The 23656-nt window shown below is 33.3% G+C and carries 19 protein-coding genes; 13 read left to right on the top strand and 6 right to left on the bottom strand.

What is annotated here, in order from left to right; all coding sequences use genetic code 11:
* Positions 1-26 precede the first annotated feature (26 nt).
* A complete protein-coding gene (locus IE051_RS06410; RefSeq protein ID WP_189359966.1) occupies positions 27-3824 on the bottom strand; it encodes a T9SS type A sorting domain-containing protein in 3798 nt (1265 codons plus the stop codon).
* Between the two features lie 609 nt (positions 3825-4433).
* Between IE051_RS06410 and IE051_RS06405 the strand changes: the two genes are divergently transcribed.
* Positions 4434-4820, top strand: coding sequence for a pyrophosphohydrolase domain-containing protein (locus tag IE051_RS06405; RefSeq protein ID WP_189359965.1), 387 nt, complete (start codon positions 4434-4436; stop codon positions 4818-4820).
* 33 nt (positions 4821-4853) lie between these two features.
* Here IE051_RS06405 and IE051_RS06400 read toward each other — a convergent pair whose 3' ends face one another.
* On the bottom strand, positions 4854-5921 hold the full coding sequence (locus tag IE051_RS06400) for a branched-chain amino acid aminotransferase (RefSeq protein WP_189359964.1): 1068 nt from the start codon (positions 5919-5921) through the stop codon (positions 4854-4856).
* 339 nt (positions 5922-6260) lie between these two features.
* Between IE051_RS06400 and mnmC2 the strand changes: the two genes are divergently transcribed.
* The 9 genes from mnmC2 (at position 6261) to IE051_RS06355 (ending at position 15428) form a co-directional block, all read left to right on the top strand.
* A complete protein-coding gene (mnmC2, locus tag IE051_RS06395) occupies positions 6261-6947 on the top strand; it encodes a tRNA (5-methylaminomethyl-2-thiouridine)(34)-methyltransferase MnmC2 (protein WP_189359963.1) in 687 nt (228 codons plus the stop codon).
* A gap of 84 nt (positions 6948-7031) precedes the next feature.
* Positions 7032-7937 (top strand): TIGR01777 family oxidoreductase, encoded by a 906-nt coding sequence (locus IE051_RS06390; protein ID WP_189359962.1) that lies wholly within the window; start codon positions 7032-7034, stop codon positions 7935-7937.
* A 289-nt stretch (positions 7938-8226) separates the two neighbouring features.
* Entirely contained in the window at positions 8227-8763 is a 537-nt protein-coding gene (locus IE051_RS06385; RefSeq protein WP_189359961.1) for a nucleotide exchange factor GrpE, read from the top strand.
* Positions 8764-8772: 9 nt separating this feature from the next.
* The gene (dnaJ, locus tag IE051_RS06380) at positions 8773-9876 is read left to right on the top strand and encodes a molecular chaperone DnaJ (RefSeq protein ID WP_189359960.1); all 1104 of its coding nucleotides are present in this window, start codon (positions 8773-8775) and stop codon (positions 9874-9876) included.
* 301 nt (positions 9877-10177) lie between these two features.
* Complete coding sequence (locus IE051_RS06375) at positions 10178-11104, top strand: ABC transporter ATP-binding protein (RefSeq protein ID WP_189360390.1); 927 nt, start codon at positions 10178-10180, stop codon at positions 11102-11104.
* Entirely contained in the window at positions 11105-12418 is a 1314-nt protein-coding gene (locus tag IE051_RS06370; RefSeq protein ID WP_189359959.1) for an ABC transporter permease, read from the top strand.
* A gap of 1 nt (position 12419) precedes the next feature.
* Positions 12420-13352, top strand: coding sequence for a mechanosensitive ion channel family protein (locus IE051_RS06365; RefSeq protein ID WP_189359958.1), 933 nt, complete (start codon positions 12420-12422; stop codon positions 13350-13352).
* 26 nt (positions 13353-13378) lie between these two features.
* The gene (locus IE051_RS06360) at positions 13379-14263 is read left to right on the top strand and encodes a DUF6268 family outer membrane beta-barrel protein (RefSeq protein ID WP_229796745.1); all 885 of its coding nucleotides are present in this window, start codon (positions 13379-13381) and stop codon (positions 14261-14263) included.
* A 1-nt stretch (position 14264) separates the two neighbouring features.
* The gene (locus IE051_RS06355) at positions 14265-15428 is read left to right on the top strand and encodes a sigma-54-dependent transcriptional regulator (RefSeq protein WP_189359957.1); all 1164 of its coding nucleotides are present in this window, start codon (positions 14265-14267) and stop codon (positions 15426-15428) included.
* Between the two features lie 51 nt (positions 15429-15479).
* On the opposite strand, the gene IE051_RS06350 is transcribed toward IE051_RS06355, so the two are convergent.
* Complete coding sequence (locus IE051_RS06350; protein WP_189359956.1) at positions 15480-16304, bottom strand: hypothetical protein; 825 nt, start codon at positions 16302-16304, stop codon at positions 15480-15482.
* 318 nt (positions 16305-16622) lie between these two features.
* Between IE051_RS06350 and IE051_RS06345 the strand changes: the two genes are divergently transcribed.
* The 3 genes from IE051_RS06345 (at position 16623) to IE051_RS06335 (ending at position 19648) form a co-directional block, all read left to right on the top strand.
* Positions 16623-17474, top strand: a complete 852-nt coding sequence (locus IE051_RS06345; protein ID WP_189359955.1) for a PPK2 family polyphosphate kinase — start codon at positions 16623-16625, stop codon at positions 17472-17474.
* 88 nt (positions 17475-17562) lie between these two features.
* Entirely contained in the window at positions 17563-18966 is a 1404-nt protein-coding gene (locus tag IE051_RS06340) for a M20/M25/M40 family metallo-hydrolase (RefSeq protein WP_189359954.1), read from the top strand.
* A 124-nt stretch (positions 18967-19090) separates the two neighbouring features.
* Positions 19091-19648, top strand: coding sequence for a hypothetical protein (locus IE051_RS06335; protein ID WP_189359953.1), 558 nt, complete (start codon positions 19091-19093; stop codon positions 19646-19648).
* A gap of 36 nt (positions 19649-19684) precedes the next feature.
* Here IE051_RS06335 and IE051_RS06330 read toward each other — a convergent pair whose 3' ends face one another.
* The 3 genes from IE051_RS06330 to IE051_RS06320 form a co-directional block, all read right to left on the bottom strand.
* Positions 19685-21103: an amidohydrolase family protein gene (locus tag IE051_RS06330; protein ID WP_189359952.1), complete on the bottom strand. Its 1419-nt coding sequence runs from the start codon at positions 21101-21103 to the stop codon at positions 19685-19687.
* A gap of 19 nt (positions 21104-21122) precedes the next feature.
* Positions 21123-22289, bottom strand: a complete 1167-nt coding sequence (locus IE051_RS06325; RefSeq protein WP_189359951.1) for an acetyltransferase domain-containing protein — start codon at positions 22287-22289, stop codon at positions 21123-21125.
* A gap of 150 nt (positions 22290-22439) precedes the next feature.
* The gene (locus tag IE051_RS06320) at positions 22440-23606 is read right to left on the bottom strand and encodes an acetyltransferase domain-containing protein (protein ID WP_189359950.1); all 1167 of its coding nucleotides are present in this window, start codon (positions 23604-23606) and stop codon (positions 22440-22442) included.
* Between the last annotated feature and the right edge of the window lie 50 nt (positions 23607-23656).

The raw sequence follows: 23656 nt of genomic DNA, 5'->3' as shown, positions 1-23656 counted from the left end.
TAATAGCAGTTTTTAGGATAGCGTCGTTAATTACAATCATTATTAATTATAGACTGAATTGTGACTGGGCGAGAACTTATAGACTCTGCTGTTAATCTTCCACTAAATGCACCAGAAGTAAATAGTGGCTTAAGGCCGCAATAAGCATCTAAACGAGTGAGGTTACAGTTAAAGAAATTGATTGTTTCACCTGTGACTTCCATTAAATTACTTAGACCATTTAGATTACTTAAATTTTGGCAATTAGCCATCATAATATTTCCTTTTACTGAAGTCAAATTACTTAAATCATTTAAATCATAAATTTCAGCATTTATTGTTAAATCTCCCTTGCATTGTTCTATGTTAGATAATAAACTTAGACTATTGATGTTTCCATTTGCACTTATGGTTATGTAGCCGTTAATATCACTCAACTTAGTTAAATTATTTATATTACTTAAATTCAAATTTTCGAATAAAACAAACCTTCCATTTACAATATTTAAATTCCGGAGTCCAAATAAATTAACAATTGAATTATTATTCCGCATAAAAAGACCACCTAAGTTTGTAATATTTTCTAAACCATTTAAATTTTGTAGAGCTTGGTTATTTGAAATGTTTAATTCACCTTCTACAGTGGTTAAATCAGAAAGTGAGGCTAAAGAAGTTATAGCATTAGAATCAATAAAGTTCGAAATAGTTAAATTACCTGTTATTCTGCGATATCTATTTAATGCAAAGTTATCAATTTCATTTTGTGACGTAAATTGTATATTTCCAATAAATGTTGCACTTTTCGTTGAGAAAATTTGTTCTTCGCTATATCCGGTACCATATTGATTTGTGGCAAAAGACTTTATATAGTATGTTGTATCATCATTTAAACCATCAATGACTTTAGAAAAACTAGAATTTATTATTACATCCGAAACGAATGATACGTTATCTTGTATTGTAGGATTAGGATTTAAACTCCAACAAAACCCAATTTCGGTAATTACAGAGTCGCCGTCCGAGGATAACGAACTTAAAGCTCGAGCACTATCCACCGAAGTGTTGGTAATAATCAGTTGTTCTAAATTAGGTATATCTTTGGTTGTAAAATTTCTTTCAAAACTGAACGTAGTACCTAAACTGGTCGTTGCATAGTTTCGCACGTAATAGGTAGTACCTGGTTGCAGGTTATTAATAATAGAGGTAAAGAAACCATTTCCTGGACCGGCAGTTGTAAAATTATCAGATAAAGTAGGGTTTATACTTGTACTCCAACAAGTCCCCTTTTCAATAATTTCTGCCCCATTTGAAGATGTATTACCACTAGTCTGTGCTGAATTGTTAGTAATATCAGTAATATTATTGATTGATAATTGAGGTATCCCAGTTTTAGTTTGAAACGTTAGTGATTCACCGTAAGTAATTCCTAAATCATTAATAGCATAAGCTCTGTAATAGTATGTTGTATTTGGAAATAAGCTTGTTACATCGATAAAGAAATCCCCTTTACCTCCTGCATTTTCCAGATTGTCGTTGTCAATGGTAGGAGTAAACGTTGTATTTGACCAACAGATTCCTCTTTTTATAAAATTATTAGTTCCTTCGTCTGTTACTTCTCCATTTAGTCTTACAGAAATTGCTGTTAAATTAGTAAATGAGTCAGTTATTATTTGAGGTAGCCCTTCAGGAGCTAAAAAACTAATTTCATTACCATAAGATACGCCAAAATTGTTTGTTGCGAAAGCTCTAGCATAATAAGTTGTATTACTTTTTAGATCGCTTAAATTTACACTAAAGACGGATACGTTTTGTTTATTAACTGAATTCACATCTGAGATTGTAGGATTAGGATTAATACTCCAACAAAACCCTTTATTAATTAAATTAGAATCACCAATATCAATAATTTCCCCAACTCCATTAGCGCCAGAATTTGTAACATTTGAGATACTTAAAGTCTCCACAATAGGCAACTGATCTGTAACTCTAATAACAATCTCTTTAGTATAATTATTTGCCTCATCCGTTAAAGTTAAAATAGTACCGCTTGCTACTGTAGTTTGAGGAATTATTGTTGCTTTTGAAGAGTCAATAGGATCAACTTCAATAGTTGCAACGCTCATATCAGCAATACTCCATGTAAAATTAGGGCAATTGAATGCCCAATAGCTTACAGCCTCAATTGCAAAAGGTTCTAATGGACTTCCTTGATAATCAAAAATAACCTCATCAATGCCGTAAATATTTTGCGCGTTAATATTAGCATAAACACCAAATAGGGCATCTTGAAAACCATTGGCACTGAAATTACCATCTATTTGTTTGTCGATATCTGTATTTGTGTTTGTAGGAAGTCCTATGGTTAAGGTATGCCCACCGTTACGTTTTGGCGATAAGTAGTTAAGCCAATAAAAGCTATTAGCATATTGAATTAAATCTAAACTGATCTGCTCAAATTCTGCTTCTAAATCGTCTATCGACGCGATGGAGCTAAAAGACGTTCCAGTATTATCAATTTGATTTAAGTTTTCAGGATTTACTTCATTACCCAATCCTAACATAAATACACGCTTTTGATTTCTTGCAGCTACTACCTGTGTTAAGGTACTTGAACCTTGCGTGTCGTCGCCATCTGTTAAAGCAATTAAATAACCTTCTTCTATTAGGTCTAAACTATAATTATTAGAGAATTTATTTAAACCTTCTATTAATGAGCCATATAAGTTTGTTGAAGGAAAACCAAAACTGATACTGTTAATTGCGTTTTCAATATCCATAACGTTATCAGTGAAATCTTGAATAAGAGTAGTGCTACTGGAAAAGCTATAGATTGCTATTTCTTGATTGGTTATAACGGGATTGTTTAGTATTTGGTTTACCAAAGAAATTGCAGATGACTTTATTTGTGGTAGTACACTCGCTACACTAGCACTATTATCCAGCATTATTACAATTTTTTGTTCGTACGCTACTTCATCTAATTTTTTTATACATCTGAAGGTTTCTGTTGGTGAAATTGTATTACCATCTTCTAGTACATTAAAATCAGTTCCAGATAAATAATCTACCCCAAGATTTTTTTGGTCGGTAACAGAAAACATAATATCTACAAAACTAGGGGGACTAGTTTCAATTAAATACTCTTCAAATTTAAAATAATCAGAAAATTGAAACGTTACATTCTGACTAATCCGAGGTGTTAAGTATATTGTATTCGTCATTTTACCCGAAAATCCTGTAAGCTTTAAAATATCTCCTATTTCATATAATGGATTTAGCTTAGAATTTTTAGTGAAAGCATTTTTGCTTGTATTTTGTTTTATATCGTTACCATTATACGTAAGCTTAACAAAAGCATTTACGTTATTGTTTGAAACCACTTTTTGTGTGTACGTATTTCCATTATCATTCATAACTAGAAAATGAATCCCATTACTATTTGCTGAGAATTCGAACGAATGGATTCCAAGCGTCAATTCTTTTGAGAACGAAGCTATTTCCTGTCCCAATAAATTATATATGCTTAGTTCTGTAGAACCAATACCATCTGAATAAATATTAATATTTAAGTCAGATTCAAATGGATTCGGGTAAATACTTTGAAAGCCTCCTTTTGTATTATTAATGACATTATCTTCTAAACTAAGTGCTTGTGACAAATTGATTTCAAATATTGAGGTCAATTCTCTACTTTCATTATTGGTCAAATTTTCAATAAGAACTCTGTCAAGAGGTGCATTATTTCCAGCACTTGCAATCTGTCCGTCAAAAGTTATTGTAATAGTTTGGGAATAAGCACTTAAAATAAATGCACTACAAGTAAGTAAAAATAATATTTGTTTCATGTTGAGAGGGTTTAGAATTTTATTTATTTGTATTCAAAGTGTTTTTTATTACTTTTTTTCGCATCCAGTACATTCTGATTTAATTACAAATTCTTTCGCATAAGCGAATGGAATTAGCTCTAATTTGAACTTGCTATTAATTTTAGTTTTTATATTCTTGAAGAAAGATAGTTATAAGATTACTTATATAGTAAAACAGCTTCTTAAGAAGGAAAAAAAGGTTTAATTAAAGATGCTTTTAAATAAACCGAAGTTTAAAAAAAATATAGAGAGAATAATAAACCTACAAAAAACAAATTTTCTAAGTCTAAAAACATCGATGAATAGTAATAAAAACCGTAGTAAAGGTGGCTTAAAGAAAAAACTTAATAGCAGAAATAAACAATATAAAAGCAATAAAAGCCGCAAGAATCCAAATGCTACCGCTATAAAAGCGTTTGTGGAGTTTTAAATCTTTTCGGTAGGTATAGCCAATAATTATGGCAAAGACAATAAAAAATAAAACCCCAAAAATGATTTGACCATTACTAAACATATCATTATTTTTAGGCAAATTTAACTAATAATGGTGACATTCCTGTCTTAACGGGAATGACAAACGAATAATTTATGAAGAAAAAAATAGAAGCAGTAAAGGCGTTTCATACGGCATTTAAAATAGGGCATTTAGAAAGCCCCAAAGCAGATTTAGGTTTAGCTAAAAATATGTTACGTTATAAATTGATGCGAGAAGAGAATGAAGAGTATTTAGACGCGGCTAATAATAATGATTTGGTTGAGGTTGCAGATGCTTTGGGAGATATGCTTTATATTTTATGTGGTACAATTATAGAGCATGGAATGCAACATAAAATTGAGGAAGTGTTTAATGAGATTCAACGCAGTAATATGAGTAAGTTAGGGGAGGACGGACAGCCTATTTACCGTGAAGATGGTAAAGTGTTAAAGGGACCTAATTATTTTAAACCTAATATTCAATCTATATTGGAAAAATAAAAAAAGGAGCCATTTGGCTCCTTTTTTTATTCCTTATTTCACTTGAAATCTCCATCCAAATGGATCTTCAGCTTTATTAGTTTGTATATCTGTAATGCGCTTTTTCAAATAAGCTGCATAAGTATCTTCTAATTGAGGTAAGTCATAATCGGCCTCTTTATATCCGAATCCTGAAATCGGGGAAATTACCGCAGCTGTACCTGCACCAAACATTTCTTTTAGCGAACCATTTTTGGCCGCTTCTACAACTTCACTTACTGTGATTTTTCTAACTTCAACCGGAATGCCTTCTGATTTAGCAAGCTCAATAATACTTTTTCGAGTTATACCGTCTAATATTCTATCACTAGTTGGTCCTGTAATTAAGGTATCGTTGATGCGAACAAATATGTTCATGGCACCTGCCTCTTCAATATACTCATGCGTATTGTCGTCAGTCCAAATAACTTGTTGATATCCTTTTTCAATGGCTAATTGTGTAGGATAAAATTGTCCAGCATAGTTTCCGCCAGCCTTGGCAAAACCTACACCGCCATTTGCAGAACGTGAATATTTTTCTTCTATTAGCACCTTAACGTCTCCTGCAAAATAGGATCCAGAAGGTGCTGTACATATAATAAATTTATAAGCGTCAGCTGGAGATGCATGAAATCCATTGCCAGAAGCAAATACAAAAGGTCTTATATATAATGAAGAACCTTCGTTTGTAGGAATCCAGTCTTTATCAACTTCTAAAAGTGCTTGTAAGCCATCCATGAAATAATTTTCTGGAAGCTCCGGAATTGCCAAACGTTTTGAAGAAATATTTAGTCGTTTAAAATTTTCTAAAGGCCTAAACAACCAAACATTTTTATCCGCATCTTTATAAGCTTTCATTCCCTCAAATACAGATTGACCGTAATGAAATATCTTTGCAGACGGGTCTAATGTAATCCCTTGGTAAGGCACCACCTTAGGTGTTTGCCATTTACCATTTTCATAATTGCATTCTAACATGTGATCTGAAAACACATGTCCGAATTTTAAATTGTCAAAATCTACATCATTAATCTTTGTAGTTTTGGCTTTTATAATCTCGATATCGTTGATTATAGCGCTCATGTCTAGTAATTTTATGATACAAATTTAAGTAAATTCAAATTCAAAAAATGGTATATTTTAATAAATCCTTTAAAATTGAAACATTTATGTGAGCAAGTCAAATATTGCGTATTCATGACCATCTATGAATTGATGTAATCTACACGAAGAAGTTAGACGTTAAAAGATAAAAGTTCCTGAGAATCTTGCTAGTTCCCTTTTATTACAGCTTGCTTAAGAACTCTGTGTTAAAGGAACAACCAAATCTAGAAAATAAGAATTTAGTTTTACATCTTGAAGGTTGGAAAACTAGGTGTATTTTTGCGGAGTCATAGGTATAGTGTTTTAAGGTTTTATTTAATGAAACGAGAAATAATAATAACTGCTGATGGTTCATCAACCATACATATTCCGGAATGGAACGAGCAATACCATTCTAAACATGGTGCTATTCAAGAAGCATATCATGTATTTATAAAACAGGGTTTGCATTATTATAATGAAGAGACTTGGAATCAAAGTGACAAAATTTGCATTTTGGAAATTGGATTTGGGACTGGATTAAATGCGTTTATCACTTTATTGGAAGCTGAAAAATTAAAACAACCCATGCATTATGTTGGTGTTGAGGCTTATCCTGTTTCTGCGGAAGAGATTTTACAACTTAATTACGTAAAGCAGTTGCAAGCTGAAAGAGAAACCATTCGTTTTGATAAGATCCATAAAATGTCTTGGGAAAATAAGCATGAAGTTTCTCCTTATTTTTCGCTTACCAAGAAACAAAAATTATTTAAGGAGATAGAAGATAAGGCGGTTTTTGATATTATTTACTTTGATGCCTTTGGAGCTAGAGTACAACCAGAATTATGGACGGAAGATATCTTCTTAAAAATGTACAATGCCTTAAAAAAGGATGGCGTTCTGGTCACGTATTCAGCAAAAGGAAGCGTAAGACGGGCTATGCAGGCCGTAGGTTTTATCGTTGAAAGATTGCCTGGTCCACCAGGAAAGCGTGAGATGTTAAGAGGAATCAAGAAAGATAATTAAGTTTTAGACTTTCTAATTGTTAAAGCTACCATAAAACGGTGGTAATCCCTGTTGTGGTTTCGTAAATTTATAGAAAAAAAGAAAATGCGAGTTTTAATCACTGGGGCAACGGGTTTAGTTGGCAAAGAAATTGTGAAACGCTGCCATGAAAAGAATATTTCAGTTAATTATTTAACCACAAGAAAATCTAAAATACAGGAAATACCTAACTATAAAGGCTTTTACTGGAATCCGAAAAATCAAGAATTGGATAAGGATTGCTTTGAGGACGTTGATGCCATTATACATTTAGCAGGAGCTTCTTTATCAAAACGTTGGACCCCAACGTATAAAAAACTGGTTTTAGAAAGCAGAACCGTTTCTACTAAATTATTAATTAACACACTTAAGGGAGAGAAACACAATATAAAGCAAGTTATTTCTGCAAGTGCCATTGGTGTGTATCCAAATTCCCTGACCAATTATTATGAAGAATCCTTTAAAGAGAAGAACACATCTTTTTTAGGAGAAGTAACAGATGCTTGGGAACGAGCAGTAGATGAATTTTCTGCATTGGGGATTATGGTTACTAAGATAAGAATAGCACTAGTTTTAGCTAAAAGCGAGGGTGTGCTTCCTGAGATTGTAAGGCCTATTAAATTTGGTGTGGGAGCTGCTTTTGGTAACGGTAAACAGTGGCAGTCTTGGATTCATATTGAAGATTTATCAAACATATTTTTATTCCTTTTTGAAAAGAAGATTGGAGGAGTTTATAATGGTGTTGCGCCAAACCCCGTAAGTAATCAAGAATTAACTAAAATAACTGCTGGTGTCTTAAAAAGACCTTTGATTATGCCAAATATTCCTAAGTTTTTTATGAAAATTATCTTGGGTGATATGCATATGTTATTATTCGAAAGTCAGCGTGTAAGTTCAAAAAAAATAGAGCATAAAGGGTTTGTATTTAAATACAACTATCTCGAATCAGCGTTGAATAATTTGTTAAAATAAAGCGACCCTAATAACATTTAAAATTTATGCTAAGTATTACTTTATGGGTTGGTTTTTCCAGCATATCATAACAAATGATGTCATGCTAACAATGACGAGAATAAAACGAAAACATTTCATTTTTATATTCTAATCCAAGATTTGCCGTGCTAACTCAAAGCGCTCATTTTTATACCAGAAAGGAAGTTAAACAGAACTGTGAAAAAAAAATGATGACATTATGACATTTTTATAATATTGGCAGTACTTTTGCCAACTTAAATTTTAGGATTGAAAAATTGAATTTACGATGAGTAAAAAAGATAAAGAAAATACAGTGGAAAGCGAACAAGTTGAAGTTGCGCCAAATGAAGCAGTTGAAGTTGAAGAGCAGACCGTAGAAGAAAAACTACAGGAAGAAGTAAAACAAGAGAAGGACAAGTTTTTACGTTTATTCGCAGAGTTTGAAAATTATAAAAGACGGACATCAAAAGAACGTATTGAATTATTTGCAACGGCAAGTGAAGGTGTAATGAAAACATTACTTCCTGTTCTTGATGATTTTGAACGCGCCTTAAGTCACATTGAAGATGACAAAGAAGCAGAGGAGTTAAGAAAAGGAGTGTTATTAATATATCAAAAATTGGTAAGTACTCTAGAAAAAGAAGGCTTGAAGCCAATGGAAGTAGAAAAAGGCGATGTTTTTGATGCAGACAAGCATGAGGCGATAACACAAATTCCAGCACCTACAGAAGACCTGAAAGGAAAAATCATTGATATCGTTGAAAAAGGATATGTATTAGGTGAAAAAATTATTCGTTTCCCAAAAGTTGTTATCGGACAATAATTAGAAAGTATGGCTAAGAGAGATTATTACGAAGTATTAGGAATTAATAAAGGAGCAAGTGCTTCTGAAATAAAGAAAGCTTACAGAAAGAAGGCGATAGAATTTCATCCTGATAAAAATCCTGACAATAAGGAGGCTGAAGCTAATTTTAAAGAAGCGGCAGAAGCTTATGAAATATTGAGTGATGACAATAAGAAAGCGCGCTATGATCAATATGGTCATCAAGCTTTTGAAAACGGCGGCGGCTTTGGGGGTGGCGGTATGAACATGGATGACATCTTTAGTCAATTTGGTGATATTTTTGGTGGTGGCTTTTCTGGTTTTGGCGGTGGCGCAGGTCAACGTCGTGCAAAGGGAAGTAACCTTCGGATACGTGTTAAATTAACTTTAGATGAAATAGCAAATGGTGTAGAGAAAAAGGTTAAAGTTAAACGTAAAGTACAAGCGCCTGGAACTACATATAAAACCTGTTCAACTTGTAACGGTAGTGGCCAGGTTACAAGAATAGCAAATACTATTTTGGGTAGAATGCAGACGTCGGCTCCTTGTAATGCATGTGGCGGTGCAGGACAAAGTATTGATAAAAAACCGAAAGATGCTGATAGCCAAGGGTTAAAAGTTTCAGAGGAAACGGTATCCATAAAAATACCTGCTGGTGTAGTTGATGGTATGCAACTCAAAGTTTCAGGTAAAGGTAATGAGGCTCCTGGAAATGGGATTTCTGGTGATTTAATTGTGGTTATTGAGGAAGTTGATCATGATTCTTTGCAACGTGAAGGCGATAATTTACATTATGATTTATACGTGAGTTTCCCTGATGCCGTATTAGGAACATCAAAAGAAATTGATACTGTAACAGGAAAAGTACGAATCAAGGTTGAGGCCGGAGTACAATCTGGAAAAATACTGCGTTTACGAGGTAAAGGAATACCTAGTATTAATGGCTATGGTAAAGGAGATTTACTAGTACATGTTAATGTCTGGACACCTAAAACATTAAATAAGCAACAAAAAGAATTTTTTGAAGCTATGAAAGACGATGAGCATTTTGCACCAAGACCTGAAAGTTCTGATAAGTCTTTCTTTGAGAAGGTAAAAGATATGTTTTCTTAAAAAGAACATAATAAAATTAAGAAATCCGCTTTTTATGCGGATTTTTTTTGATATATCGACTAAGAATTCTAATAGTTTTGCTATTAGTATTGAAAAAAAAACTATATTTGACTATCACTAATTCTTTTAGTGATAATTTTTCTTTTTCATAGCAATTTTTTTCCCATCCTTAATTTTTTTGAGGGTGGGTTTTGTTTTTATGAATATTTTACACAAAAAATTGTAACAAGAAATTCATATGTTATACTAAAAGTGTTACTTAGCAAAAATTACATGTGTTACTTTTTTCAACTAAGCAATGATGAATAATTTACTAGAGGTTAATAAGGTTTCGAAACATTTTGGAGAGTATAAGGCCTTAAATGAAGTTTCAATTGCAGTACCAAAAGGCAGTATATTTGGGTTGCTTGGCCCTAATGGCGCAGGGAAAACTACGTTAATACGCATTATTAATCAAATTACCATGCCTGATTCAGGTACGGTGCATTTGGATGGAGATTTTCTAAGCCCAATGCACATTAAAGATATTGGTTACTTGCCCGAGGAACGCGGTTTGTATAAATCAATGAAAGTTGGAGAGCAAGCATTGTACTTAGCGCAATTAAAAGGATTAAGTAAGACAGAGGCTAACAGTAGATTGAAATTTTGGTTTGATCGCCTTGATATTGGCGATTGGTGGAACAAAAAAATTCAGGAACTTTCTAAGGGTATGGCCCAGAAAATACAGTTTGTAGTCACTGTTCTTCATGAACCTAAGTTGCTCATTTTTGATGAGCCTTTCTCTGGTTTTGATCCAATAAATGCCAATTTAATTAAAGATGAAATTTTGCGCTTAAGAGACCTTGGCGCTACAGTCATTTTTTCAACACACCGTATGGAATCCGTTGAGGAATTGTGTGATGATATTGCGCTTATTCATAAGTCCAATAAAATACTTGATGGAAAGCTTGTTGATGTAAAACGTGCCTATAAAATAAATACGTTTGAAGTTGGTTTAAGAAGTGAGAATCATGACGTATTGAAACAAGATATAGCTGAGAAATTTAGTGTTTCTAATGCTCATTTTAAAACTTTAGAAAATGAATTAAAACTTAATATCAAACTAGATCAAGATGAGAACCCAAATGCCTTATTAAATTATTTAACCTCAAAAGCTACGGTGTCTCACTTTGTTGAATTAATACCTAGCGTGAACGATATTTTTATTCAAACTGTAAAGAATAATTAAATGAATCATTTACCTCTAATAATAAAAAGAGAATACCTTACTAAGGTTAGGAATAAGTCGTTCATAATTATGACGTTTTTAAGCCCGATAATTTTTATGGGACTTATTGCTCTAGTTGCTTATTTGTCTCAATTGAATAAGGATAAAATCAGAGTTGTTACGGTTTTAGATGAAACAGGTCTGGTTCAGGATATGTTTAATAATACGGAGCATACGCATTATAATATTCTGGAGCACATGTCACTGCAGGATGCTAAAAAATTAGTCAATGAAACAGATGGAACCGGTTTATTGCATATTTCCTTAAATGTGAGCACAGAGGATGATGAGAATACTATTTCATTTTATTCTAAAGAGGCGCCTTCACTTGGGTTTATAACTGACTTAGAGCGCAGACTAGAAAAAAGACTTACTAATTTAAACCTTAAGCGGAAAGGGGTAGATATAGATATGATTAATGCATCAAAAATTAGGGTTGATATCTTGCAAGAAAGTTTTGAAGGGGAAAAGACCTCAAAAGTTGATAGTGTTATTAAACTTATTTTTGGCGGTGCAGCGGGCTATTTATTATTCATGTTTATTATTATTTATGGTAACATGATAATGCGAAGTGTTATCGAAGAAAAGACCAGCAGAATTATTGAGGTTATCATTTCTTCAGTAAAGCCTATTCAATTAATGCTCGGGAAAATTATAGGGACTTCGTTAGCTGGAATTACACAGTTTGTCATATGGCTTATTTTGGGAGGTGTTTTAGTTTCATTAACTTCTATTTTTTTTGGTGTTGATATGACTGAATTGCAGACCCCACAAAGGGAAATCGTTAATCAGGCTATGGAAAATCCAGAGATTAATGCTCAAATTCAGAATGCTGCAAATGCTTTTTTTAGCTTACCCTTAGTGAATTTAGTAATAGCCTTTATTTTGTTTTTTATTGGCGGCTATTTACTCTACAGTTCTTTTTATGCGGCTATTGGAGCGGCTGTCGATAATGAGACTGACACCCAGCAGTTTATGATGCCAATTATTATGCCACTAGTATTAGCTGTATATATAGGAGTTTTCACAGTAATTGAAGACCCCCATGGCACGGTTTCTACAATATTTTCTTTTATTCCTTTAACATCGCCAGTTGTAATGCTTATGCGCATACCCTTTGGCGTACCTTTATGGCAGCAAATAGTGTCACTATTACTTTTAATTGGTACTTTTATAGTAACTGTTTGGTTTGCTGCAAAAATTTACCGCGTAGGGATATTAATGTATGGTAAAAAACCAAGCTATAAAGAGTTAATAAAATGGATTAAGTACTAGCATGCAAAAACAGAATTCAGAAGGAAAAATAGAAAATCATGTAGATAAGGTAAGTGATGCTATTACCGAAAGTTCATTCTGGGAAAAGTTTGTAAATTTTCTAGAATATAAGATCATTGACTTTAATTATGGGGTTGGTAACGAAGCCCACGATATTGAACTAAGAGTAAAGTACGTTTTGTTGGTTGCTCTTGTTTTAATGGCAACTACCTACGTTCTAAGATGGGTAAAACGATTGGTAACAAGAAAAATGCCTGGTGAAGATAAGGCGAAGTTTAATACCGTTTTTTCCTTTGTGAGATGGGTTATTTATCTCATTGTTTTGTTAATCGTCTTAGATTCTGCCGGAATTAATATTACCGCCATTTTTGCGGCATCTGCGGCTTTACTTATTGGTATAGGTCTGGCACTGCAAACACTTTTTCAAGATATTATCTCGGGTATTTTTATTCTTGTTGATCAGTCAGTACAAGTGGGAGATATTATTGAGATAGACGGGAAAGTGGGTCGTGTCATTGAAATAAAGTTAAGAACAACTCGGGCGGTAACCATAGATAATCGAGTTTTGGTTATTCCAAATCATTTCTATTTAACTAATATGCTGTTTAATTGGACTCAAAATGGTACAACCACAAGAGAGTCTGTAACGGTTGGCGTAGCTTATGGTAGTGATGTCCAGTTAGTAAGAAAACTACTTTTACAGGCGGCTAGTACACATCCAGATGTATTAAGTACACCAGAACCAACGGTGATATTTACTGATTTTGGAGATAGTTCGTTAGATTTTAAATTGGTATTCACCATTAATGATAGCTTTAAAGCACAATTTCCCAAGAGTGATGTGCGTTTTGAAATAGACAAATTATTTAGAGAGCATCAAGTAAGTATTCCTTTTCCTCAAAGGGATATTCATATTATTCCAAATCAAGAGTAGAATAAGTTAAAAGGTACGTCATCATTATGGTAAAACAGAAAAACAAGGGAACAATGGTTTGGGTTCTCTTTTTTTGTTTATACTATGGTCAGGCACAAATTACAGACTTAGCAAGATTGGAATATTCCTTTATTCCAGCAAGTAAATCTGAGGATCAGTATACGCGATTTAGAGCTATTTTAAATTATCCCATAAAGCTCAAAAAAGACAAGTACTTAATAGTTGGTGGCGAATATAATAGTATTATTCTCAATTTAGAAGATGACTATCCGTTTGAAACCTCAAAATTGGATAGAATTCATGTGATAGACTTGAATTTTGGTTATACTTTTAAATGGAATGAAAAATGGCGGGCAGGCATTCAGTTTAATCCAAGGATTGCCTCTACATTAACAAGCCCTTTAACTGCTGATGATTATTTTATTAATGGTGGTGTATTTTTAATCGATAACCGAATAAACGATTCCAGTCTTGAACATCCATACCGGCTTATTATAGGTCTTACGTATAATGCTACAACAGGGTTACCTTTTCCTTTACCTTTTGTGAGTTATACAAGACTAATTAATGAATCATGGAGCTATAATGCCGGGATTCCTAAATCCAATATTAAATATACGTTTAGTGAAAAAAGTAATATTCAGGCGTTTGTTGGTCTTGATGGATATATGGCACATTTACAAGATCCACCGACGATAAATGGACAAGATTCAGAATATATTTCATTATCTGTTGTTGTGGGGGGAGTTGGGTATGAATATTGCTTTACAGAACATTTAGCAGCTTATATGTATACCGGGTTTACATTTAGGCTCAATAATGTTTTAAGAAATAAAAATAGAGATGAAGTTTTTAGGTTAAACGATGTGAATGCGTTTTATTTAAGAACGGGACTTAAATTTAAAATATAATATGTCAAAAATTTTAGTAATTGAAGATGAAGCAGCCATAAGGCGTGTGCTTGTAAAAATCCTATCGGAAGAAAATGAAGCCTATAAGGTTCAAGAAGCAGAAGATGGTTTAGTAGGGATCGAGAAAATTAAAAAGGATGATTTTGATTTGGTTCTATGTGATATTAAAATGCCCAAAATGGATGGAGTTGAGGTTCTTGAGGCTGTTAAAAAGATTAAACCAGAAACCCCAATTGTTATGATATCTGGTCATGGTGATTTAGATACCGCTGTAAATACCATGCGCCTTGGTGCCTTCGATTACATATCTAAACCGCCAGATTTAAACCGTTTATTGAATACCGTTAGAAACGCCTTAGATAGGAAAGAATTAGTTGTAGAAAATAAAATTCTTAAGAAAAAGGTAAGCAAGAAGTACGAAATGATTGGCGAGAGTGAAGCCATTGCTCAAATAAAGGATATTATTGATAAGGTGGCGCCCACAGATGCACGTGTGTTAATTACTGGGCCAAATGGTACAGGGAAAGAGCTTGTTGCCCATTGGTTACACGAAAAAAGCCATAGAGCAAAGGCTAATTTAATTGAAGTTAACTGTGCAGCTATTCCCAGTGAACTTATCGAAAGTGAACTCTTTGGTCATGTCAAAGGCGCTTTTACTAGTGCCAATAAAGATAGAGCTGGAAAATTTGAGGCGGCAAATAAGGGGACTTTATTTTTAGATGAAATAGGGGATATGAGCTTATCTGCTCAAGCAAAAGTGCTTAGAGCTCTACAAGAAAATAGAATTCAACGTGTGGGAAGTGATCGAGATATAAAGGTGGATGTGCGCGTTATAGCCGCGACAAATAAGAATTTAAAAAAGGAGATTGCAGAAGGTAGGTTTCGAGAAGACTTATATCATAGATTAGCAGTAATACTTGTTAAAGTGCCTGCATTGAATGATAGACGAGATGATATTCCGTTATTAATAGCTCACTTTTCTAAGAAAATAGCTGATGAACAAGGTGTTGTGAAGAAGGAATTCACAAGTAAAGCTGTTAAGTTACTTCAAGAATATGATTGGACTGGTAATATTCGCGAACTGCGTAATGTTATAGAACGCCTAATAATTCTTGGTGGGAGTGAGGTTAGTGAACAGGATGTTAAGCTATTTGCGAGTAAGTAACAGAAGATTGTTTTAATTTGGTTAGGTCTTAGATGAATAACCAAGCTTTGATTAGTTGCACATATTAAGCTCTGATAAATAATTAGAAGCCAATTCTTTTAAGTTATTGGTGTAATAACTTTTGATTGCATCAATAGTTTTGGTGGAAATATCTTCCGTCAATTTTGGAGTAATCAATTTGGTATGATCACAGCTACAAAGCGTTAAAGTTTGGTTATAAGTTTCTATATTAGATGAAATTACTAATTTATAAGAACTAATTAGTTGTTGTTTTTTTAGCAATAATTCCTTTTCTTTTTGTCTTGCTAGTTTCATCTTTATTTCTTGTTCTTGACGCTTTAAAGCTTCCTGTTGCTCATTAAGTTTCATCTGTTCTTGTTTAAGCACGGATAGTGTCTCGTGGTCTGGATCTGAAAGGTTCTTTACTATTTCTGAGGCTGTTGAAAAGGAACATTTATCTAATGCAATAACCGTTTCTTTTCCAATTTTTCTGGCTCTATTGACAAAGAAACGACCATCTTCAAAAGTGGTGGTTGCCTCAACCTTTGCTAGAATATCAATGCCCTTCTGATTTAATTCTAAAACTTCATCACAATTACAGTCTTTTAAGTTCACCCTTGATAGCTTAAAAGATTCTAAAGAGCGATTGGCGTAATATTTTAAATGACTAATATTGTTAGATTCATACGCATTCTTGACATGAGAATAGGCACTAACAAGGTAAGAGTTGGCGTCATCACACTTAGTTTGTCCTACCATAATTATAGGGATTATGATGAAAAAAAATTGCAAAGCATTTTTCATAAAATTGAGGTTAAAGTCATAAATAGGTGTCACGAATGTATTAAAAATCATGTGTTTAGGCGTGTAGTTCATCGAATAGATAGGGTTTTAATTTTTAATTAACTGATAATTAGTTAATTAAACGTGTAGTGCTGATTGTGAAATAGATGGTTTTAAGTGTTCAATGAGGGTTGTAATCCTAATAATAAGGACCATGTCAACTTTGTTATTACTAAGGATTTTGCGAATAGAATCCTTATAATTCTTTTGACTCTAATGGTTTGATTATTAAAGAGGTTTGAAAACTAAGTTTAAGTTTATTCTTAAGAATGTAAATTCATGAAACAATTAGAATAACAGTCATTAAATCAATGGTTATTTTATATATTTAATCCAAACAAAATATTATTAATGGATAATTATAAGGTTAACTCAAACATTTCTCTTAAAACTTTTGAAACTAAAGTAGTTATTGAGGATGCTGAAAAGGAACTTAAACATATTAGAAAGAAGTTAGGTAAACTTCAGGATGTGCTTTATGCTCATGGCAAATACGCTGTTTTAATTTGTTTACAAGGTATGGATACTGCAGGAAAGGATAGTTTAGTCCGTGAAGTTTTCAAAGATTTTAATGTTCGTGGTGTTGAGGTGCATAGTTTTAAAACGCCTACTTCCTTGGAGTTAAAACATGATTATCTGTGGAGGCATTATATCGCATTGCCAGCACGTGGTAAGTTCGGTGTTTTTAACAGAACACATTATGAAAATGTGCTAGTGACTAGAGTGCATCCAGAGTATATAATGGGAGAAAATAATCCAAATATAAATAGTGTGGATGATATTGATGATGCTTTTTGGGAAAAACGCTTCGAACAAATTAATAACTTTGAAAAACACATATCAGAAAATGGAACACTTATTTTTAAGTTCTTTTTAAACCTCTCTAAGAAAGAACAAAAAAGCAGACTTTTACGACGCTTGGATAAGCAAGAAAAGAACTGGAAATTTTCTCCAGGAGATTTAAAAGAACGCAAACTTTGGGAGGCGTATCAAGCCTGTTATCAAGAGGCTATAAACAAAACGTCTAAACCACATGCACCCTGGTATGCCATTCCGGCTGATGACAAACCCAGCGCTAGATATATTGTCGCAAAAATTATTTATGACACCTTAAGTGCATATTCTGACATTGAAGAACCTGAACTTGATGATGACATAAAAGCGCATATCGAAGCATATAAACAGCAGCTTAATAATGAATAAGTTTTGTTTATTTTTTATGTTTGACTGAGAAATTCAAATGTCTTTTTAAAAACTAATTATATCACTTCTGGAATTGCTTATGAAACTAATGAAATCTGCCTTTGTACTTCTAACCCTATGTCTTACTTTAAATGTTGCTTCTCAAACAGATGCCGATGTTCTTAAAACAATATACAAACAATCTTTAACCAATGGTAAAAGTTATGATTGGCTGAATCATTTGTCCAATCAAATTGGGAGTAGGTTATCGGGCTCTTTGGGCGCAGAAAAAGCTGTGTCTTATACCAAGGCAGAACTTGAAAATCTAGGTCTTGATAGGGTATGGTTACAACCTGTAATGGTGCCACGTTGGATAAGAGGAACAAAGGAGTATGGCTATATTGAGTCCGCTCTAGGAAAAACAAATACAGTAAATATTTGTGCTTTAGGCGGTTCAATTGCAACGCCTGCCTTAGGTATAAAGGCCAATGTTGTTGAGGTAAAAAACTTTGAAGAATTAGCACTATTAGGTAAGGATAGTATTCAAGGCAAAATTGTGTTTTATAACCGTCCTATGCAAGCAGACTTAATTTTAACTTATGAGGCCTATGGTGGATGTGTTAATCAGCGTTACAAAGGTGCCGTGGAGGCAGCTAAGTATGGTGCAGCTGGAGTCATTGTAAGATCCATGAATTTGCGTCTTGATGATTTACCCCATACCGGAAGTATGACTTATGATGATTTACCCGTAAATAAGCGTATTCCTTCGGCGGCAATTAGTACAAATGATGCTGAGTTATTAAGTACCATGCTTAAACTGAATACGAATACCAAGTTTTATTTCAAACAAAACTGTAAACAGTTAAAAGATGTTCAGTCCTACAATGTCATTGGAGAAATAAAAGGAAGTGAATTCCCTAATGAGTATATTTTAGTAGGAGGACATTTAGATTCTTGGGATTTAGGTGACGGGTCTCATGATGATGGTGCTGGAGTGGTGCAATCTATGGACGTTCTAAGATTGTTGAAAACATCTGGTATTAAACCAAAACGGAGTATTAGAGTCGTGTTGTTTATGAATGAAGAAAATGGTTTAAGAGGCGGTAAGAAATACGCTCAAGAGTCAAAGCAAAAGGGCGAAAATCATATTTTTGCCTTAGAAAGTGATTCTGGTGGTTTCACTCCGCGAGGTTTTAGTTTTGATTGTACGGATGCCAGTTTTAATCAAGTGCTTAATTGGCAGCCCTTATTTAAACCTTATTTAATTCATTATTTTGAAAAAGGTGGCAGTGGAGCAGATGTTGGTCCGCTTAAAACAGAATCTAATGTTTTGGCGGGTTTACGTCCTGATAGTCAGCGTTATTTTGATCATCATCATGCAAGCAATGATACATTTGATGCAATAAACAAAAGGGAGTTAGAATTGGGAGCCGCCACAATGACATCATTGGTTTACTTATTTGATAAATATGGGGTCAACCCAATATCAAATCTTGATAATATAAAAAAATAATAGTTTTATATTAGAAAAGGAAATTGAGATAATTACGGTAACGCTATATGTTCTTTTGCCCTAATTGAGCAAGACAGTAATTAAAGGTGTGATTGTGTTTTAGACTTTAAAACCTAAAGAAAGTATGAAAAAGAGTATTTTAATTTTTTCCTTATTAATAACTACAATGGTTATGGCACAAGTAAAAACAAATGATTTGCCATTTTATGAAATACCCGCAAGTCCTGAGGTATATACAAGTCAGACAGTAGCAGCCAGAATGATAGATGGTTTAGGCTTTAGATATTATTGGGCAACAGAAGGACTAACAGAAAAGGATTTAGCACATAAAGCAAGTGAATCGGGGAGAACGAGTGCGGAAACTATTGAGCACCTATATGGTTTGTCTAAGTTTATCCGTAATAGTATATTATCTAATGATAAAGATAATAATACTTCCGAACTGAACTTTATTGAAAAGCGTAAACAAACCTTATTGAATTTGAAAAAAGTTTCTAATGCCTTGCATAATGTGGAAGAACCAATAAAACTTGATGAAACTGAAGTGCCGTTTTGGAATATTATCAACGGCCCTATTGCCGATGCATTATGGCATTGCGGTCAGGTGGTCATGTTAAGACGTGCATCAGGTAATCCTTTTAATTCTAAAGTGAGTGTTTTTCAGGGAAAACTAAAGGAGTAGAATGCATTTTCTTTTGATTTGATTATTGGTATTGTATTAGTTTAGACCAACTTTTCCTTTAACAGATTCAAACATTTTTTTTGAGTCAAAACCAATACCGTCTTTAAAGATGATTTCCATGTTTCGAATATTTTTAATATTGGTTTCTAAATCACCATCAATTAAAATAAGGTCGGCAATTTTACCAGATTCTATTGTGCCAATAGAATCTTGTTGTTCTAAATAGGTCGCTCCGTTTAAGGTGCATATCTTTATAGCATCTGTAAGCCCGAATCCGCCTTCAACAAAAAGTTCTATGGTGTGTTGATTGGCATAACCCGCGACCGTTCTTCCTGCTCCCGTAGGATCTGTACCTGCAGCAAGTTTACCTCCTTTATCATAAAAACGTTTAAGCCAAGTGAAGTTTTTGTTAAATCGCGCTAGGTTTAATGAGTCTTTATCAATCATGCGATCATAAATATTTTTAACATCTTTTAGTACCTCGGGAGTGACTGCACTTTCTCCGCCACCAGGAATTAGTTCCCTATTGGTATAAGGTTCAAATACGTTGGGCGTAGAAGTTATTGTGGTGCCATTCTTTATGAGTAAATCAATAAGAGTACTTATTTGAGGACTATCAACAGGTTCATTTGTTAAAGAATTTCTGGCTTCAAATGGATCGCATAGGTCACGCTCTTTATCCTTAATAAAATCTGATGCAGCCATAAAACCATGCTCTAAATTATCGATACCAAGATTAGACGCTTCTTCGTAGGTAACAGAGCATAAATGACCGGTAACTTTCATTCCTCGTTTATGCGCTTGCTTAATACACAGTTTCATGTCTTCTCTAGTAATATTATTATAGAGTTTGAAAGATGTCACCCCCCGATCTGCCCAAAAATTAACAATTTCACCAACTTCGTCAGTGTCTTCAATAAAACCTAATTCAGCAATTGGTGCGCCTTCTCTTTCAATGAAAGGACTTGTGACATCCATTTTAGGTCCAGTCATTTTACCTGCAATAATCCATTTTTTTACATTTAAATCAGATTGTGGTTGAATACTTCCTGCGGTTCGCATGGTAGTAACACCTCCTGCCAAATATAGTCTTGGAAAAGAAAAGGTCATTTGCCCTACACTAAACCAATTTTCAAAGAATTTTGTGTAGAATAGATGCTCATGTAACATCACGAGTCCGGGTATAACCGTTTTATTAGTGCCATCAATCTTTAGAGCATTTTGAGGAACCGTTATAGATGTGGAATCTCCAATGTCTTGGATTTTATCTTCATTAATAATTACCGTTTGGTTATAACGAATACTATTACCCGTTCCGTCAATAACAGTCACATTGGTTATGGCTACAAGGGTCGTGTCTACAGATATAAAAGTCTTCACTTGATTAGTGAATTCTTGCGCATTCAATTGAAAACCAATAAGAATGGATAGTGTTAGGGTTAATGCTGTCTTCATATGTTTTGAATTTAATAAATTATAAATAACTAAGCCACCATTTATCTTTATTATTTTGTTTGTACTGGTCAAACTTTTTACAAATGGGGTAAAGAATAATAATGATGCTAATCCAAACTAAATATACTAAACCAAGATTTAAACCATAGCCTTTTAGGGCGGGAGTTTCTGTCATCCAATTTTTTAAAATCATGACTTCCCATCCAAAGCCTGATAACTCAGCATAAATTAAAGCCAAGACATGAATTAAGTAAATATGTATAATGTAATAGAAGAATGGCACTCTTCCAAAGGTTTTGAAAAATTCTGTGAGCCTTCCTTTTAACTTCTCAGTATTAGCCAAAAAAATAAATGTGACTCCTAAAGTCATTAATAAATAGGTTAATGAAGGTGGATATTTGGCAGGATTAAAAAAAGAAATTAAATCTTTAGATATGCTGTCATATGTTGTCCATGGGACTAGATTTCCATAAATATTTGTAAACCTTAAAATTATAAATAAGGCTATAGCCGATGTGCCCAAAATATTGAAAATTCTTTTTCTCTTTTGAGCATCAAAAGATGTATTGTAGAAGGCGCCCAAATAATAACCAAAAGACATAACAGCTACCCATGGAATAAGTGGATAAGCAGATTCAAAATCATAGCCGTTGCCTAAATCAAATGAATGATATTCGTGTAATATGGCCCAAAATATACTGCCATCATAATGTACGGTATCTAATAGATTATGTCCGAAAATTAAAACACAGCTAAAAACTAATATATAGTTCCTTGGTAAATATATTAGCCCAGCTAAAGCAATCATACTTACGCCTAAAGCCCAGATTACAAATAGACCGGGACTGGAAAAGGTTATATCAAAATACCAAGCAAAGTTTACGATGGTCAATTCAATAAATACCAACCAAAGACCTCTTTTAACTAGAAATTGGGATAGCTGTATTTTAGTTTTTCTTTTGCTTACCATATAGGCAGACATACCTGCCAATAAACTAAAGGCTGGTGCGCAAAAATGGGTAATCCATCTCGTAAAAAATATAGGTAGACTACTTTGTTCTGGGTCTTCAGGACTAAAGAGGAAAGAATCATAATGGAAATAGTCACGTGTATGGTCAAGTGCCATAAGCACCATTACCACACCTTTTAAAATATCAATGGATTGAACTCGTGTTGATTTTGTCATAAAGGGATTTGATTTATTTTTATATAACTATTAAAGATTTTGTCATTCTTGTAAAGATGGGGAAGGATAAATAGAAAAGACAGACAAAAGGTTTGTTAGATATAGGTAGATCTTATTCATTCTCATTTTAGTTATTCTTTTCTATAAAAATCACAAATAACTTAACCACCATTTATTCTTATTGTTTGCTTTATATGTCATGTATTTTTTACAAGGATAATAGAGTATAGTTATAACACCTATCCAGACGATATAAACAATAAACAAAGAGTATCCTTGCTTAGCTAGACCAGGAGGTGACAATGATGTAATAATTTGCCAGTTATCACTAAATATTATAATTGCTAGAATGGCTAGTGTATGAATAACAAGTACATGCATGAAATAGTAAAAAAGTGGTACCCTACCAAAAACAATTAGGAAATCTGTTGTTTTGTTTTTAATAGTTTCAATCGCATATAAAAACAAAAGAGCAGGGCCTATAGTAACTAAAATGTATAGTAATGAAGGTGGATATTTGGTTACGTTCATAAATGATAGAAATGTAAAAACTGGATTATCTTGAACGCTCCAAGGTTTTAGATCTCCGTATATATTAATGCCTCTTACAATAAAAAATAATATAACGCTGGTTATACCAAGTCCAAGTAAATATTTTTTTCTTCTGGTAGCAGGAAAACCTTTTTTATAAAGTGTTCCTAAGCAATAGCCTAATATCATTAAACCAAGCCAAGGCATAATTGGGTAAGCGAAAATTAGAGAATGATCTGCATCTAAAATAATTCTGTTTCTTTGGTGTAAAATGTACCAAATAATAGATTTAAAATTCGTGTTTTGCATAACTATTCCATCTAGGCTATTATGTCCTACTACCAATATAACACCTACAATAAGTAGAGCTTTTTTAGGAAGATAAATTAGAAAGGACAAAACAAACATACTAAGCCCAATAGCCCAGATAACTTGTAATACAATTAAATTGTAATGTAGATTGAATTGCCAGATAAGATTGTTTAATATAATTTCAAGAATGATTAACCATATACCACGCGTAATCAGGAATTTAAAAAGCTGATTTTTTGATTTATTAGTGCCGTACAGATAAGCAGATGTTCCTGCTAAAAACACAAATACAGGGGCACAGTAGTGCGTGATAAATCTAGTAAAAAATAGAAAAGGGGTGGTGGTTTCTAAATTAGTAGGGTTATTAACAAATGCGTCGTAATGAAAATAGTCTCTAGTATGATCTAAAGCCATGATCACCATGACCAGCCCTCTCAAAATGTCAATGGATTCAATTCTGGTAGATTTAATCATATATGAATAGTATTAATTTACTAAAGCATGCCCTAATTGTCGGTTGTAAT

Origin of the sequence: Algibacter mikhailovii (genome assembly GCF_014651495.1) — a bacterium.
Taxonomy (GTDB): Bacteria; Bacteroidota; Bacteroidia; order Flavobacteriales; family Flavobacteriaceae; genus Algibacter_E; species Algibacter_E mikhailovii.
Note: the sequence above shows the minus strand (reverse complement) of the source record. Positions and strands in the feature narration are given on the sequence as shown.

Coding starts and splice junctions, on each gene's coding strand:
- IE051_RS06410 (WP_189359966.1), bottom strand. CDS start 3,824: ATGAAACAAATATTATTTTTACTTACTTGTAGTGCATTTATTTTAAGT.
- IE051_RS06405 (WP_189359965.1), top strand. CDS start 4,434: ATGAAGAAAAAAATAGAAGCAGTAAAGGCGTTTCATACGGCATTTAAA.
- IE051_RS06400 (WP_189359964.1), bottom strand. CDS start 5,921: ATGAGCGCTATAATCAACGATATCGAGATTATAAAAGCCAAAACTACA.
- mnmC2 (WP_189359963.1), top strand. CDS start 6,261: ATGAAACGAGAAATAATAATAACTGCTGATGGTTCATCAACCATACAT.
- IE051_RS06390 (WP_189359962.1), top strand. CDS start 7,032: ATGCGAGTTTTAATCACTGGGGCAACGGGTTTAGTTGGCAAAGAAATT.
- IE051_RS06385 (WP_189359961.1), top strand. CDS start 8,227: ATGAGTAAAAAAGATAAAGAAAATACAGTGGAAAGCGAACAAGTTGAA.
- dnaJ (WP_189359960.1), top strand. CDS start 8,773: ATGGCTAAGAGAGATTATTACGAAGTATTAGGAATTAATAAAGGAGCA.
- IE051_RS06375 (WP_189360390.1), top strand. CDS start 10,178: ATGAATAATTTACTAGAGGTTAATAAGGTTTCGAAACATTTTGGAGAG.
- IE051_RS06370 (WP_189359959.1), top strand. CDS start 11,105: ATGAATCATTTACCTCTAATAATAAAAAGAGAATACCTTACTAAGGTT.
- IE051_RS06365 (WP_189359958.1), top strand. CDS start 12,420: ATGCAAAAACAGAATTCAGAAGGAAAAATAGAAAATCATGTAGATAAG.
- IE051_RS06360 (WP_229796745.1), top strand. CDS start 13,379: ATGGTAAAACAGAAAAACAAGGGAACAATGGTTTGGGTTCTCTTTTTT.
- IE051_RS06355 (WP_189359957.1), top strand. CDS start 14,265: ATGTCAAAAATTTTAGTAATTGAAGATGAAGCAGCCATAAGGCGTGTG.
- IE051_RS06350 (WP_189359956.1), bottom strand. CDS start 16,304: ATGAACTACACGCCTAAACACATGATTTTTAATACATTCGTGACACCT.
- IE051_RS06345 (WP_189359955.1), top strand. CDS start 16,623: ATGGATAATTATAAGGTTAACTCAAACATTTCTCTTAAAACTTTTGAA.
- IE051_RS06340 (WP_189359954.1), top strand. CDS start 17,563: ATGAAATCTGCCTTTGTACTTCTAACCCTATGTCTTACTTTAAATGTT.
- IE051_RS06335 (WP_189359953.1), top strand. CDS start 19,091: ATGAAAAAGAGTATTTTAATTTTTTCCTTATTAATAACTACAATGGTT.
- IE051_RS06330 (WP_189359952.1), bottom strand. CDS start 21,103: ATGAAGACAGCATTAACCCTAACACTATCCATTCTTATTGGTTTTCAA.
- IE051_RS06325 (WP_189359951.1), bottom strand. CDS start 22,289: ATGACAAAATCAACACGAGTTCAATCCATTGATATTTTAAAAGGTGTG.
- IE051_RS06320 (WP_189359950.1), bottom strand. CDS start 23,606: ATGATTAAATCTACCAGAATTGAATCCATTGACATTTTGAGAGGGCTG.